Annotated in this window: 13 protein-coding genes; 4 read left to right on the forward strand and 9 right to left on the reverse strand. The window is 67.3% G+C overall.

The features are described 5' to 3' along the window. Positions 1-13: 13 nt before the first annotated feature. Positions 14-1252 (reverse strand): EAL domain-containing protein, encoded by a 1239-nt coding sequence (locus E6G06_21510; GenBank protein TML86061.1) that lies wholly within the window; start codon positions 1250-1252, stop codon positions 14-16. Between the two features lie 231 nt (positions 1253-1483). On the opposite strand from E6G06_21510, the gene E6G06_21515 reads away from it, so the two are divergent. Continuing rightward, positions 1484-3700, forward strand: coding sequence for an EAL domain-containing protein (locus E6G06_21515; protein ID TML86062.1), 2217 nt, complete (start codon positions 1484-1486; stop codon positions 3698-3700). 57 nt (positions 3701-3757) lie between these two features. On the opposite strand, the gene E6G06_21520 is transcribed toward E6G06_21515, so the two are convergent. From E6G06_21520 to E6G06_21530, 3 genes are all read right to left on the reverse strand, one after another. Further along, positions 3758-4069, reverse strand: a complete 312-nt coding sequence (locus tag E6G06_21520; protein ID TML86063.1) for a hypothetical protein — start codon at positions 4067-4069, stop codon at positions 3758-3760. A 115-nt stretch (positions 4070-4184) separates the two neighbouring features. Further along, positions 4185-4649, reverse strand: coding sequence for a hypothetical protein (locus tag E6G06_21525; GenBank protein ID TML86064.1), 465 nt, complete (start codon positions 4647-4649; stop codon positions 4185-4187). 60 nt (positions 4650-4709) lie between these two features. Further along, on the reverse strand, positions 4710-6506 hold the full coding sequence (locus E6G06_21530; GenBank protein TML86065.1) for a hypothetical protein: 1797 nt from the start codon (positions 6504-6506) through the stop codon (positions 4710-4712). A gap of 149 nt (positions 6507-6655) precedes the next feature. Here E6G06_21530 and E6G06_21535 point away from each other — a divergent pair, with 149 nt between their 5' ends. Then, positions 6656-7030: a limonene-1,2-epoxide hydrolase gene (locus tag E6G06_21535; GenBank protein ID TML86066.1), complete on the forward strand. Its 375-nt coding sequence runs from the start codon at positions 6656-6658 to the stop codon at positions 7028-7030. 46 nt (positions 7031-7076) lie between these two features. Here E6G06_21535 and E6G06_21540 read toward each other — a convergent pair whose 3' ends face one another. From E6G06_21540 to E6G06_21550, 3 genes are all read right to left on the reverse strand, one after another. Further along, entirely contained in the window at positions 7077-8045 is a 969-nt protein-coding gene (locus tag E6G06_21540) for an alpha/beta hydrolase (GenBank protein ID TML86067.1), read from the reverse strand. Between the two features lie 60 nt (positions 8046-8105). After that, on the reverse strand, positions 8106-8645 hold the full coding sequence (locus tag E6G06_21545) for an AAA family ATPase (GenBank protein TML86075.1): 540 nt from the start codon (positions 8643-8645) through the stop codon (positions 8106-8108). Between the two features lie 377 nt (positions 8646-9022). After that, entirely contained in the window at positions 9023-9868 is an 846-nt protein-coding gene (locus E6G06_21550; GenBank protein TML86068.1) for a methyltransferase domain-containing protein, read from the reverse strand. 946 nt (positions 9869-10814) lie between these two features. Here E6G06_21550 and E6G06_21555 point away from each other — a divergent pair. Continuing rightward, positions 10815-11717 carry a TIGR03564 family F420-dependent LLM class oxidoreductase gene (locus E6G06_21555; GenBank protein ID TML86069.1) on the forward strand — a complete coding sequence of 301 codons (903 nt, stop codon included), beginning with the start codon at positions 10815-10817 and terminating at the stop codon, positions 11715-11717. Between the two features lie 257 nt (positions 11718-11974). Here E6G06_21555 and E6G06_21560 read toward each other — a convergent pair whose 3' ends face one another. Further along, entirely contained in the window at positions 11975-12673 is a 699-nt protein-coding gene (locus E6G06_21560) for an ATP-dependent Clp protease ATP-binding subunit (protein TML86070.1), read from the reverse strand. Positions 12674-12716: 43 nt separating this feature from the next. Between E6G06_21560 and E6G06_21565 the strand changes: the two genes are divergently transcribed. Beyond that, a complete protein-coding gene (locus E6G06_21565) occupies positions 12717-13796 on the forward strand; it encodes a beta-lactamase family protein (GenBank protein ID TML86071.1) in 1080 nt (359 codons plus the stop codon). Here E6G06_21565 and E6G06_21570 read toward each other — a convergent pair. After that, complete coding sequence (locus tag E6G06_21570) at positions 13734-14267, reverse strand: hypothetical protein (protein TML86072.1); 534 nt, start codon at positions 14265-14267, stop codon at positions 13734-13736. The two genes, E6G06_21565 and E6G06_21570, sit on opposite strands and share 63 nt — an antisense overlap. Between the last annotated feature and the right edge of the window lie 432 nt (positions 14268-14699).

Raw genomic sequence — 14699 nt, forward strand, 5'->3', positions numbered from 1 at the left:
CGGAACGACTGGTTCATCCGCGGAGCCAGTGGGAGGGCTCGTTGTTCGAGAGCCGGCGAGACCGCTCCGCACGCTGTTCATCGAGTGCTTCGCTGATGCGGTCCGGTACGGCTGGGGCGCCGAGATGGAATCCCTGCCCGCCGTCACAGCGCATGGCTTTGAGCAACTCGAGCTGGTCAGCTGTTTCGATGCCCTCGGCGACCGCACCGAGCTCGAGCGTGTGGGCGAGCAGGATGATGCTGCCGACGAAGACCTGCCCGCGCTCGCTGTCGGTGATCCGAGCGGTGAACGAGCGGTCGAGCTTGATCGATTGCACGGGAAACAGGTGCACGTACGACAGGGAGCACTGGCCGGTGCCGAAGTCGTCGATCGCAAGGTTCACGCCCTGTGCGCGCAACGCAGCCAACTGCTCCAGGCACAGGTCCATGTCCTCCATGATCGCCGACTCGGTGATCTCGAAGGTGAGCCGCTGGGGCTCGATGCCGTAATCCCGGATCGCAGCCGCCACCCGAGAGACAAGCGCGGGATCGGCCAGTTCGCGAGCCGACAGGTTCACCGACACCGCGAATCGGGTGTCGCCCGAGAGGTCGGCCCAGTGCGCGACGCGACTACAGGCATCGCGCAGGACAAAGCTGCCGATGTCGATGATTCGACCGGTGGCCTCGGCCGCCGAGATGAACTCCATGGGCGGTACCAAACCTCGTTTGGGGTGACGCCACCGGATGAGTGCCTCAGCGCCCACGACCCGCCGACGCCGGCCGAGGATGTCGAAGATCGGCTGGTAATGCACCTCGAGCTCACTCCATGCGAGCGCGCGGCGCAGCTCCCGATCGATGCGTGCGATTCGAAGTGCGCTGAGGCTGTGCGCCCGAGGCTGGTGGACGAGCAGGGCCACGACCTGCCCGATGCCGATGAAGAACGCGGCGCGCATGCCCCAGTCGCTGAGCGCCTGGTGGGTGCCGGCACGCACGTCCAGCGGAAGCAGCGGCCCGGCCATCAACCCTGAGACGACCGAGGTGAGCAGCGTGCCCGGCCACCCGAACCGGAGGGCAGCGAAGATGATCGGGATGTAGAACCAGTGCGGCGGGACCGACCCCGCACCGCCCAGAGCGCGGGCGACGCCCCAGAACACCCCGACGAGCCCCGCGATCACCGCTACCCCGACCGTCGGGGACGTGCTCGCTGCCAGGCCGGCTACCTGCGCGGCCACTCTCCGGCGCCGGTGGAACTCGAGAGGTGGCTCCGGACCCATGTCCTTCTCCCCTTCAAAACGGCACAGGGATTGCAATGACGGGCATCGTCTCGATGTCGCCCACGCTTGAGGCCGCCGCCTCCGCGCTCGACTCCCAAACACTGCGGGTGGGCAGAGAACGTCGAAAGGTCGGTCAGGGAGGAGCTTGCGCGCGCCGACATCACCAGGGTGGATCGCAGGCCAGCTCGGCGCAGCCTCGTAGGCCTTTCCGCCCGCTCGTCCTCGTTGTGGGTGTCGGTCGCGCTCACCGGCGTCGCCTTCGCGCTGCTCTACCGCCTGGAGCTCGTCGGCGACCTCCCTCTCGTCGCGCTACTCATACTACTCGGCGTCGCGTCAGCGGCAAGCGAGGCCGCTGTCCGTCGGTGGCGGGACAGTCCCAGCCCTCGTCAACTCCACGCGCTCGTGGCGGTTCAGATGGTCGGCACCACCGTGATCATCTACGCCATCGGCTGGGGCCCGACCCTCGCCCTCGGCTACCTCTTCATCCTGGCCCGGGACCTCGAGGACGTCGGCTCCCGTGCCTGGCGTCCCGCCCTCCTCTGGACGGTGCTGAGCATGGCCGGCGGTCAGGCTGCCATCGCCACCGGGATCGCGTTCACTTACGTCGCCACTCCCTATGTCCACGGCCTCGCAATCCTGGCCGCGCTCGGCGTGGCCTTCGTAATCCACGTCCTCGGGACGAAGACGGCCATCCAGGAGGCGACGGATTCGGAGTTGCGCATGAGCGAGGCCAGCTTTCGCCAGCTCTTCGCGGACAACCCCCAGCCGATGTGGGTCTATGAGGCCGAGACACTCGCGTTCCTCGAGGTGAACGAGGCAGCCATCCGGCACTACGGCTACGCCCGGGAAGAGTTCCTCGATCGACACATCACCGACATCCGTCCCGTCGAAGATGTGCCTCGTCTCCTGGCCGATGTCGCGGGCGAGAGGGATGCACTCCAGCAGGGAGCGTGGCGGCATCGGCTGAAGGACGGGCGGGTCATCGACGTCGAGGTGCGCTCCCATCAGCTGTCGTTCGATTCGCACGACGCTGTCCTCGTCGCGGTGCAGGACGTGACCCACCGAAACGCGCTCGAGTCCGAGCTGCGTCATCAGGCCTTCCATGACTCGTTGACAGACCTGGCCAACCGGGCGCTGTTCGCCGATCGTGTGGACCACGCCATACGTCGCCAGGAACGCGACACCACCACGGTCGCGGTCGTGGTACTGGACCTCGACGGGTTCAAGACCGTGAACGACAGCCTCGGCCACACGGTCGGCGACGAGCTGCTCGTCGCCGTGGCGGCCCGCCTGGAGGGCTGCCTGCGACCCGGCGACACCGCGGCTCGTCTGGGCGGCGACGAATTTGCCATCCTGCTCGAGGACCTGGAAGAACCCGAAGCTGCCGATCGTCTGGCGCAACGCATCATCGACGTCCTGGCCCCACCGTTCTCCCTCTCGGGCAAGGAGATCTTCGTGCACGCCAGCCTGGGGATCAGCCTGGCCGAGGGCGAACGCGAGAGCGCCGACGAGCTGCTGCGCAACGCCGACGCCGCCATGTACCGGGCCAAGGGCGAGGGCAAGGGCTGCTACCGCCTCTTCGACCCCGCCATGCACTCTGCGGCCATGGCCCGGCTCGAGCTCGAGGGTGACATGCGCCGGGCCATCGACGAGGGCGAGTTCGTTCTCCACTACCAGCCCACGGTCTCACTCAGCACCGGCAAGGTGATGGCGCTGGAGGCGCTCGTGCGCTGGCAACATCCCACTCGTGGCCTGATTCCCCCGGCCGAGTTCATCCACCTCGCCGAGGAGAACGGCCTCATCGTCGAGATCGGACGCTGGGTGTTGCGGGAGGCCTGTCGGCGAGCCCGGTACTGGCAGCTTGCCCATCGTGGGTATCGCCTGACCATCGCGGTCAACCTGTCGGCCCGCCAACTCGGCGACCCCCGCCTCGTCGACGACGTAAGCCGCGTGCTCCACGAGACCGGGCTCGAACCGTCGGCCCTCACCCTCGAGATCACCGAGAGCGTGCTCATAGCCGACACCGAAGTGGCCATCTCGCGGCTCCACGCGCTCAAGTCACTGGGCGTCCGGCTCGCCATCGACGACTTCGGGACCGGCTACTCCTCGCTGAGCTCGCTCCGCCAGCTGCCGGTCGACACGCTGAAGATCGACAAAGCCTTCATCGACGGGGTCACCACGGGCGTCGAGGCGGCCGGTCTCGTGCAGGCCATCGTGCGCCTGGCCGGCACGCTCGAGCTCCGGACGATCGCTGAGGGCGTGGAGCGGCGCGACCAGGTGGACCGCTTGGAGGAGCTGGGGTGCTCTGAGGTGCAGGGGTACCACTTCTCGCGACCCCTGGCCCCCGACGACGTCGAGGCGTTCCTGAAGACGCGCGGGCTCGATCGCGCCGAGGCGCCGGCAACGGCACGCCTTCCCGGCGATGAGCTCAACGCTGCCCGGAGCTGATCCCCACCCCGGCACTACAGAAGAGCGCCGTCTGCTTCCTCCTCGGACTGAGCCGCATCATCGACTGACCAGCCGCTCGAAGCCACCGAGCGCCTCGACGATGGCACGGCACAGCTCGATCGTCTGCGCGTGCGTGAGCTCCACGGTGCGATCGTCGAGGCTGAGCACGACGCCATCGCCCGCGGCTCGCACGATCGGCTGTAGCACGGTGCCTTGCCGCGATCCGACGAGCTGCTCAAAGTGCGAGAGGCTCATGATGACGTTGCCGGTGGCTTCGCTGAGCTTCGGCGACACCGACATCGGGTCAAAGCCGGTGCGGTTGAGCGCCGCTCGAAAGCGCGCTCGCTGTTGGTCGATGCCCTCGCGCATAGGGTTCACTCAGTCGTAGTCATCGGTCGATCGCTTCGTTGTCAATGTCGTCGCTCCTGACATGCCTGGTTCACGTGCTGCGCTCCCGCCTCGACGACCGCCGGTGCCGCGCGTCCTACGCGCCGAGATTGACGTAGGTGACGGCAACGAAGTCGGGCGTCGAGGTCGAGCTACTCGGACGCGGCGCGAAGCGCACGACGCCTTTGCCCTCGCCCGGCACGGTGATCGTCGTGGGCACGGGCGCGGTCGCGCCGTAGGTCGTGAGCACAACCCCGACCGAGGTGTCGTCGAGGAACCGGGCCACCACTCGGCTGGCCGCGTCGCCCGTGAACCCGCCATCCGAACGCGTTCTGGTCACCGCCAGCGTCTGATTCTGGAGCGGGTGGGTCGTCCGATCCCCGCCACCCGGTCCCCCACAGGCCACGTAGACCTCGGCATCGACGTGGAGCCCGTTGACCAGCCCCACGAAGTGCTGATGGGGCGCAATGGGCGCTCCCGCTCGGGCTGCCGCCGAGGGCGGGAACGGACCAGTCGCGAGGATCAGCGAGAGACACAACGGCCGGGCCGCACGGCGGAGCATGAGGCGCCTCCTTCCCACGGGAGTCTCGCAAGCAGTATGCGCCTTCCTCACGCCTCAGGGCTACTGCAAGAGCTTGCGCAGCGACGGCTGGTTCGGAGTCACCTGCAGCGAGCGTTGGACGTACACGCGGGCGTCCTGTGACCGTCCGTTGCGCACGAGCAGCGCGACCAAGCGGTTCAACGTGTCGACCGAGTAATGGTTGTCCTCGAGCGCCCGGCGATAGTGAGCTTCAGCGTCGGCGACGTGGCCGGTCTGCTCCTCGGCGAAGGCCAGCTGGGACCACAAGAAGGCTTGGTACGGCTCGCGCTCTGCCGCGATTCTCAGCCAGCGGGCCGCGTCCTTGAACTTGCCGTGGTCGACATCGATTCTGCCAGTGCGCGAATACGCAGACGACCACATCGGTAGCAGCCGGCGCGCGATTCGGGCGTCGGCGTAGGCACGCGACGGGGTGCTCGGCGAGCTCGTGCCATAGACGCTTCCGACCGCGATCACGCCTCCGACGACGACGGCCACGCTGACAAGCGCCGGGCGCAGCGCTCGCGGCACGCCGATGAGGAGGGGGGCCGCGCCGCTCGCCGCCGCGCCGAGGGCGAGGAACAGCAACGGCGTGAGCTCGGCATGTGGGGGCTCCACTCCGTGCAGCGCCAGGGTAAAGATGGCGAACCCGCCCAGCGGTGAGCGCCAGCCGGCCAGCAGCAGCGTCATCACGGTGAACGCGATCAGCAGAGCCGCACCTGGCACGCCGGTCGTCACGAGGTACTCGACGATGAGGTTGTGCGCGTCGTCGAACGTCGGCTCCGGGTCGTGCCTGGAGAACGCCAGGGTCTTGAACCTTTCGGTGGCCGCTTGGACTTGTCCGGGCCCTTGCCCCTGAATCGGACGGTGTTTGATGGCATGCATCGACCACGACCAGATCTCGAGCCGCTGGCTGAACCCGCCGCCGGCGATGCCTTGCCCGGCGCGTGCCGTGGCGCTGGACGCCCCTCCGACCGCCGCCAGCCCGCCGCCGAGCCCGACGCCGGCGACGATGGCCAGGACCAACAACGCCGTCCGCCGCCGGGTCAGCACGAAGAACGACGCCACTACGACCACGGGAAGAAGGATCAGGGCGAACCGAGATCCGGTGGTCTGCGTCGCCGCGACGACGAGCACGACAGCCCAGCCCCACCGTTGATCGGTACGAAACCGCTGGATGACGAGCCAGAGCCCCCCGCTGAGCAGCCCGGCCAGGAACACCGGGTTCCCGAACAGGCCCTGGGCACGACCCGAGGCAAGCCCCACACCGGAGATCGTCTGCACCAGCGCGACGATCGCGTTCAGGCCGACGACGCCGAGCAGGACGGACTCGATGGCCGCGGCCGCGTCGCGACCTGAGCTCACGCCGATCGCCCACGCGGCCACCAACGCCAAGCCGAGCAGGGCGCCGTTGGCGCGAGCCTGCACCCCGAAGAAGGCGACTGCCGGCTGTGGGCTCAGCACGGTCGCCACCAGCAGCCAGACACCGAGCCCGACCGCGAGGAGCGCAGCCAAGCGGACGCGGTCGCGTTGCGCGACCGGGGGGGCGACCTTGCGAGCAGGGAGCGCGCGCGGCCGTTGGCGGCCCGAAGCGCGTCGCCCGCGGCTCGGTGGTGGCGAGCGCTTCGAGGCGTCCGGCTCGAGAGCCGCGAGGGGGGCGTTCCGAGCCAGCACGATCAGGCACGGCAGCCCGACCGCCACGATGAGCAACTGGGACACGAAGTGGGCTCCCAGGTGGCTGTCGGCCCACGGCGAGGACAGGAGCGTCGGGCCGAGGGCGGCGATCGCGACGGCGAACAATGCGGTCCGGGACCGGGACAACCGCTTCACTTCTCGGCGCATGCTCCCCCTCGCCTGCGGGCTCTACCTCGTGGCGTCTCGCTTTCCGGCGGGACGAGTGTTCTACAGCGCCGCGACCGGGGACGTCGAGGACTGCCGAGTGGGCAACGGCGGAAGGTGTGATCGGCCCACCCGCCGGTTAGCCTCGTGAAGTGGCCAAACCGATCGATGTGGTGCGGGAGTTCTGCGACAACTGGGCGAAGGGCGACCTCGACACGCTCATGGATTTCTTCACCGACGACGCGGTGTACCACAACATCCCCGTCGCCCCGGTGAGCGGCAAGGAGGCGATCCGCCAGACGATCGCCGGCTTCACCGCCGGCGTCGACCGCGTGGAGTTCCGTGTGCTCAACATCGTCGGCGAAGGCAACGTCGTCCTCACCGAGCGGGTGGACGCGTTCTTCACGCCGGCCGTCACGATCGAGCTACCGGTGATGGGAGCGTTCGAGATCGTCGACGGCAAGATCGCCGCCTGGCGCGACTACTTCGACCTCAACCAGTTCATGTCGCAACTGCCCGCCGGCTAGCCCAGGCCGACCCCGCGCTCCTCCAACATTTTGGAGGGTTGCGTCGCTACGGCTGGCTGACGGGCAGCCGCGCCTCCAGGCAGTCACGGAGGAAGTCGAAGAGCCGCGGGAAGAAGTGCCCGGCGACCGACGGCAGGGCGATGCACCCGTGCGGCGTCTCGGGGTACACGAGCAACTCACTCCGATTGCCCGCAACCTCCCAACGCGCCGCCATGAACAGGGTGTCGTCGAGCAGATGGTCGTTGCTACCGACGGAGAACAGCGCGGGCGGCATCCCGCGCAGGTCGGCGTAGAGCGGTGAGACGTCGGGATCGCGGCGCTTCTCATCGGACATCCCGGGCAGGAAGAGGTCGAGCGGGAAGCCGGTGCCGTCGAGGATGTCGGAGCCGGGCGCGATCCCCACGCCCCGCTGGCTGGGCGTGCGCGAAAGGTCGTACGCGCCGAACACCAGGTTCGCGCCGAGGAAGCGATCGGCCGCCCGATGTCTGTCGCGCATGCGGAGCAAGGTGACCGCGGCGAGGTGCGCGCCGGCCGACTCGCCGGCGATGAGCAGTCGATCGGAGCCGAACTCCTCGGCCCCGTGGTCGAGCAACCAGCGAGCCGCCGCCTCGCAATCGTCCGGACCGGCGGGATACGGGTGCTCCGGTGCAAGGCGGTAGTCGACGCTCACGACTGCGACGTGGCACGTCTCGACGATGATCTCGTGGAGCAGATCCATCATCTCGGGTGAGCCCGCCATCCACGCGCCGCCGTGGATGTGGAGCAGCACGCCGTCTGGCTGCTCGTGCGCGAACGTGCGAAGCCGGATCGGCCCGGCGGGTCCCTCGATCATGCGGTCGACCGCCCGGTCGGAGGGCCCGCCGCCCAGCTGCGAGGCGCGGACGGCTGCGACCCGCTCCTCGACTGGCAACGTCGCCGTATCAGCCTCCCGCCACGGGATGGTGGCGATGAAGGCCTTCGCCTCGTCCCGCAGCTGCGGTCGGAGCGCATCGAGCTCATCGTCCCAGAGCGCCATGGCCACCGAGCCTAGGACAGATAGCAGCTCGTCTTACGAGCGGAGCGGCCGTTCTGCGCTCTATTCCTGCGAGTCGGATGTGAGTCGGTGGGAGCCAACGGCGACGCGCTCACGGACGAGCCTCGCGGTCTCGTCGGGTGTCTGTCGGCTGCTGTCGAGCACGAACGCTTCGAACGTCCCGAGCCCAGAGAACTCGGCGTACATCTTCCGCACCGGTCCGTCATCAGTGAGCGCAGGCGCACCCCGGCCACGTGCACGGTCGACGGCAATCGACTCGTCGGGACGCAACACGATGTAGTGCAGCGATAGATCGCCCTCGGCGGTGAGTTTCCGGAAGACCCCGATGAACCATGGACCGACGATGCCATCGACAATGACGTGGTATCCGGCGCGCGCGTAGCCGCTGGCCGCCTGGGCAACGATGTGCATGACGAGCTCGTTCTGCTTCGTGGACTCGGGGAGATACGGCGCGATTCGTCCGTTGCGGATGTAGTTCCAGAAGTCGTCGGAGTGCAGATGAACGCTGGGCGACAGCGCATCGGCGATGAGTCGTGCCACCGTGGTCTTCCCCGCGCCTGGCGGCCCGGTCACGACGATCAAATTTCCGTGCGTCACCTGCACAGGATGCCCGCTCGGCGCTCGCTCTGGCGCATTGACCGGAACGCTGAGGGGGTCATCCACAACGCGAGCACCTTGTGTGGGTATTCCGACTCATTTGACCTCGCCCGCATCCCGTGCAAGACCTGACATCGGCGCGACCTGCTCGCGCTGAACGAGGGAGGGTGCATTTGGGCCGGCTCGCCAGAATCACAGTCGCGCTGCTCAGCGCGTTGGGAATCCTCGGGAACTTCCCGACGGCCGATGAGGTGGGCCGGGCGAGAGTTCGGGCGCGCTGTGCGCCACGGGCGACGTTGCCCGGGCGGGACGTAGTCGAACGCGTTACCAGGTTCCCGCGTTGCGATGAGAGTCGCCGATCCTCACGCCTTGGTCGCGGAGATCAGCCATGCGCCGCTGCCGAACCGAACCCCCTCGGGGGTTTCGTGCGCCCGGAGTGCTGCTCTGAGCTGCTCGTGGGCCGCAGCTTTGGTGTCGGCGTCGAGCCCGTCCGAGAGTCCCTTTACGATCCCAATCTCACCGACGAACTCATACGCCGCCTCGGCGTCGGCGCCGAACCAGACGGGTTCTTCGATGGATGTGAAACCGATCGACTCGAAGCCGGCGCCTGCGAGCAGCCCGCGCACATCGTCCTGGTCGGCGAGCGCCATCGGGCCCGGCGCCCCAGCCGGCGGCATGGGGAGGTCCCGGCCAGCGGCCAAGGTCTCACGCACGGTCATGATCCACTCGTTCTTCCTGATGTCCTGCCACGCCAGCATGGCCAGCCGGCCGCCCGAACGGAGCGCCGACGCGATGTTCGTGAAGGCGGCCGTTCGGTCGTCGAAGAACATCACGCCGAATCGGCTGATCGCGATATCGAAGGTACCGGGATCGAACGCGTACACCTGCGCGTCAGCTTGTCGAAAGTCGACGTTCGGGACGCCTTCCGCGGTAGCGCGGCGTCGGGCGACGGCGAGCATCGAGGAAGACAGGTCGACGCCGAGCGCAGATCCTTCGTGCGCCAGACGCGCCGCGTCGCGGGTTGACTGCCCGCAGCCGCAGCCGATGTCGAGCACTTGGTCGGCGCGCCCGATCGGGTCGGTCTCCAGGAACCGGGCCCAGATCGACCGGCTCGTGTCGTCGTACTCGTCCGCAAACTGCGTCCACTGGTCACCCTCCTCACCATCCCAGGCTCTTGCCATGTCGGCGTTGGCGATTTCTTCGGACACGTGCAGCTCCTTCCGAGTGCGATCAGGTCCAGGCCGGATGCGAGCCGAGCGGCAGATCGGTATCGATGTAAGCGGTCGCGTCGTCTCAGGTTTCGCTCCCAAGATACCGAGTGGTTCGCGCGATCCGAATCGTCGATCTACTTGGCGGGTACCGGGGGCAGCCGCCGACATCGTGGTCGCGACAGATGAGTCATTCGGCTTCGGACGTCCAGAGTCGGTACCTCGGAGGCGAACTGATGCGGGTGGCCGTATGTTGACGCCCAAAGCCACGCCCGCTCGTCACCGCGAGCCGGATGTTGGACTACTCATCTTTGCGCGATGGCGCCCGTCAGAGTGATCGAGAATGTGCCGGGCTGAAGGAGGGACCGAAGACGGCCACGCCGTCAAAACTTCCTTCGCCGGTGGCCCCGCTGAATCGCCCGGTTCCCCTCACTACGTGCCAGTGTCCGGTGCCATGCATAGAAGTCGGTCCGACCGGACAGGCCAAATCGTCGGATTCGATAACCAGTTGATCGCCATTGGCTCCGGATAGTCCAAACGAGGCGGCCGTCACCACTATGGTCACGAAAGCACCGGCTCGAAGAGCTGCGGCGAGCGTCGCGGCGGCGTGTCTTGGGACCTCGACCATATTCCCCCCCACTCATCCAAAACCCGCCGCAGCGAGTGTCACACATACTGGGCGTTGGCCACAAAGGACCGCGCGTCCTTGATCGGTTGGCTCAGCGCCTTGACAGTGCCTTGACAGAGGCGCAACGAGCACCGAATGCCCGCTGGGCGCTCGCTCTGCGCCTCGGTCGGATAGGCCCTAGCATCGATCGAAACTGCGCCTGAGTCCCAGTTGACGCGATCCTCGCTCGCTCGATCGTTAGTTGCGATTCCGGGCTACGCCTCTCGGTAAACGCGCCACTGGTAGTAGAAGTCTCCCGAGGGAAGGTGAGGTGGTCTCGTGGACATCGGCATAGGAATCGGTGGTCAGACCGTCGACGAGGTCGTCGCCCAAGCGCAGAGGGCGGGCGCGGAGGGCTTCGCCTCAGCGTGGACGGCGAACATCTTCGGTCTCGACGCCATCACCACCCTGGCGATCGCGGGCCGCGCCGTCCCCGGCCTTCATCTCGGCACCGCCGTCGTACCGACGTTTCCCCGGCATCCACACGCAATGGCCCAGCAGGCGATGACCGCGTGGGACGCGACGGGCGGGCGCTTCACCCTCGGTATCGGCCTTTCGCACCAAATCGTGATCGAGACGATGTTCGGACTCTCGTACGACAAACCCGCAGCACACATGCGCGAGTACCTCGCGGTGCTGCTGCCGCTCCTCCGCGATGGCAACGTCTCGTTCGACGGAGACCTGTATCGCGTACACGCGCCGCTCGAAAGAGCCGGCAACCAGGAGGGTCCGCCCGTGCTCGTCGCGGCCATGGCGCCCGTCATGCTTCGACTGGCCGGGGAGGTGGCCGACGGCACCCTGCTCTGGATGACCGGACCCAAGACCGTGGCCAACCACGTCGCTCCTCGGATACACAAGGCGGCGGCCGACGCTGGCCGTGCTGCGCCGCAGATCGTCGCTGCCCTGCCCATCGCCGTTACCACCGACATCGACGCTGCGAAGCAACAGGCGGCCTCGACGTTCGAGATCTACGGGGGACTGCCGTCCTACCGCGCCATGCTCGATGCCGAAGGTGCGGCCGGTCCCGCCGACGTTGCCATCGTTGGCGATGAAGCCGCCGTGGCCGCTGGCGTACAGGAGATGGCCGACGCCGGCGTCACCGAGTTCAGCGCCTCCTGCTTCGGAGACCGCGACACGATTCGTCGCACCACAGCGCTGCTGAAGGAACTCCGCTCGACCTGATGCCGTCCTGGCAACTCACACTCTGATGACGAGTTTGCCTTGGGCGTGACCTTCGCTCGAAGGCAGGCCTCGCGCGTCACGTTGACGCGGCAGTCAGCTCTCTTAAGGAGAGGGGGACCCAAAGTCACCGTCGAAGTCGGACGACGTGATGACGCCGAAGCCCTGATCCTCGTCCCACCATCGCGTGATGCCACGGTGACGCATCTCCACATCGTGCCCGATCGCAGAACGCCAGCGGCAGATTCGTGCCTCCAGACCTACTGCTCGGGTCGGGCGACCACGAGCCTGCTGAGCTTGTCGATCACGCGTCGGCGGTAGTCGTCATAGGTCGCTCCCGTCTGCGCGAGAACGCGCGCTGACAGAGCTTCGGACTCACCGAATAGTGCGAGCAACACATGTTCGGTGCCGACGTAGTTGTGCCCGAGGCGTACGGCCTCCGCGATAGCCCTCCTGAAGACAGCGCTTGCCGCGGGTGTGCGAAGGGGCGCGTCATCCGTTGAAGACCCTCGCGGTGCCGCCTGCAGAACGAGCGTCTCGACGTGTTGCTCGGTCACCTGCGCGTCGGCGAGCACTTTGGCTGCGATACTCGTTTGGTCCTCGAACAGCGCGAGCAAGAAATGCTCGGTGCCGACGTAGTTGTGCCCGAGGCGCCGTGCTGCGGCGGCGGCCTGCACGAAGAGGTTGCGCACTCGTGGTGTGAACCGTCCAAGGAGTTGCGTTTCCGAGAACCGCTTGTGGGCGGCCTGCTTGGTAACGCCGAGTGCTGTGCTGATCTCGGTCCATGACCGACCGCTGTGGCGGCACTGATCGACGAAGTGTGACAGTGCGGCGTCCGCGACGTCTTGGAGATCCGCCGCCATTCGCGCCGCGGTCGCGAGCTGGTCGAGCGGATCGTCGCTCCCCGCATCCCTCCGAACGGTGGCGATCAGCTGCTCGAGTGTCGGGCCGGGAGCCATGGCGTCAACTCTAAGTTGACGATTCGTCCTCGTCAACCAGCGGTTGACGCGCACGGATTGCCCGATTCGAGAGCGCCGAGCGGCAGAGGTGCTCGGCCGTTCAACGCATTCGAGCGTTCACCGCCTGGAAGTGAAAGATGGGTCCGTGGAACTTGGAACCGAGCTCGGTGAAGTTCTGGATCGGCACGGTGTTCCAGGGGCGGCGGTCGGCATCGCCGATGGGAGCGGGGTGACGCGGATCGTGACGGCCGGCACTCAGGGCGACGGTCGCGGGCCAGTCACTGCCGATTCAGTGTTTGCGGCAGCCTCCGTGAGCAAGCCGGTCTTCGCGTCGGGTGTGATGCTCCTGGTGGACGCGGGCCTCCTCGAGCTGGACCGCCCCCTCAGCGAGTACTTGGCGGAGCCGTATCCCGCCGACGACGAGCGGGCGGCAGCGATCACGGCCCGCATGGTCCTCAGTCATACCACGGGCTTCCCAAATTGGAGACAAGACGGGCTGCTGTGCCTGAGATGGACACCGGGAACACGCTGGGGCTATTCAGGCGAGGGATACTCCTATCTCCAGGAGGTCGTCGAGCACCTCGCGGGGACCACTCTCGACCGGTACCTGGCCGATTCCGTGCTGCAGCCGCTTGGCATGAACGACTCGAGCTTCGCATGGCAGGACGCGGATGAGACACGACTCGCCCTCGGCCACGCCACCGACGGGAATGCGTGGCCGCCGTTCCGCCCGCCCCATGCCAAGGCGGCAGCCGGTGGGATGTTCACAACGGTGTCTGACTATCTGCGGTTCCTCGTCCACTCGCTGGCGAACAGCCACCGGATGTTCGAACCGCAGGTGCGGATCGATGGCGAGCTGGCGTGGGGTATCGGATGGGGCATCGAACACGCCGACGCCGGAGAGGCCGTCTGGCAGTGGGGCGACGATCCCGGATACAAGAACTTTGTCATCGGCCTGCCGGCTGACGGACAGGGTGTCGTCGTGTTCACCAACGGGGATGGCGGTGGCGGCGTGTACGCCGAGGTGGTGCGCCGTCTCCTTCCTGGGCAGCATCCCTCCCTAGATGTGTGGCAGCGGGCGTCCTGGATCGAGTCCTGGACCGCGTCCGCGAGCAGCGCATGAGCGTTGCATTCTCCTCGGCCTCCTGAGGCCCTGCGCCAAATCGCGTCGCCCATAGACAGATTCTCGGCTGTCCCCGACGTTGTTCGGGATGTGGGCAAGGCGTTGCTCGATCGCCTGCCGCACCGACGTCGGCACGTCGATGGTCGCGCTCATCGAGGTGAGCCGGACGATCTCGCGGACGACGAAGGGGTTGCCGTTCGTTCGGTTCACGAGGTCCTCGAGCAAGCCTTCGTCCAATGTCGCCCCGAGCGAGCGGGCGAGGCTGTCCACGTCGCTTCGGTGGAGTCCACCGAGCGGCCACCGGGTCGTCCGCGGCGCAATGTCGGCGAGCGCTTCGCTCACGTCTTGGGGTTCGTTCGGACGGACGGTCGCGGCCAGCACCATCGCTGCGCCGATCGCCTCGCGGGCGAGAAAGCGATAGAGCGCGATCGAAGACGCGTCTGCCCATTGGAGATCGTCGATCACGATCATGAGTGGCTGCCCGTCGCGTACGCGGTGCCCAAGCGCGCCACCGCGTCGTACACGCGGAAACGGTCATCTGTCGCGAGCGAGGGCGGCACCGACACGAGCTCAGGCACGAGCCGCGCCAGATCCGTGCGGACAGCTGCGGGTAGCGCGTCGACAACTTCGCCGCCCCGTGAGGACACCGCCCTCGGCCACCTCGAGATGCTACGTCCGTCCTATTGCACCGGCGTTTGCGAGCGATGTCGTGCGTCGCGTTGAGCCGCCCGGACCCCGCGTGCGGCGGCGAGTTCGGCTAACGGAACAGCTCGAGCACATGAGCGACGCCTTCGATGCCGCCCGGGGAGCGGGCCTCGGCTGGTCGGCAATCGCCGGCTCGGTGGGGCTCAGTCGGCGACAGGTCAAGAAGGCTTCCGAGACCTTCAAGGGCTGTCACTAGAC

The organism is Actinomycetota bacterium, assembly GCA_005888325.1.
Taxonomy (GTDB): domain Bacteria; phylum Actinomycetota; class Acidimicrobiia; order Acidimicrobiales; family AC-14; genus AC-14.

Excerpts from the sequence above, each read along its gene's own strand:
- E6G06_21510 (TML86061.1), bottom strand. The coding sequence starts at position 1,252 with ATGGGTCCGGAGCCACCTCTCGAGTTCCACCGGCGCCGGAGAGTGGCC.
- E6G06_21520 (TML86063.1), bottom strand. The coding sequence starts at position 4,069 with ATGCGCGAGGGCATCGACCAACAGCGAGCGCGCTTTCGAGCGGCGCTC.
- E6G06_21525 (TML86064.1), bottom strand. The coding sequence starts at position 4,649 with ATGCTCCGCCGTGCGGCCCGGCCGTTGTGTCTCTCGCTGATCCTCGCG.
- E6G06_21530 (TML86065.1), bottom strand. The coding sequence starts at position 6,506 with ATGCGCCGAGAAGTGAAGCGGTTGTCCCGGTCCCGGACCGCATTGTTC.
- E6G06_21540 (TML86067.1), bottom strand. The coding sequence starts at position 8,045 with ATGGCGCTCTGGGACGATGAGCTCGATGCGCTCCGACCGCAGCTGCGG.
- E6G06_21560 (TML86070.1), bottom strand. The coding sequence starts at position 12,673 with ATGGCTCCCGGCCCGACACTCGAGCAGCTGATCGCCACCGTTCGGAGG.
- E6G06_21570 (TML86072.1), bottom strand. The coding sequence starts at position 14,267 with ATGATCGTGATCGACGATCTCCAATGGGCAGACGCGTCTTCGATCGCG.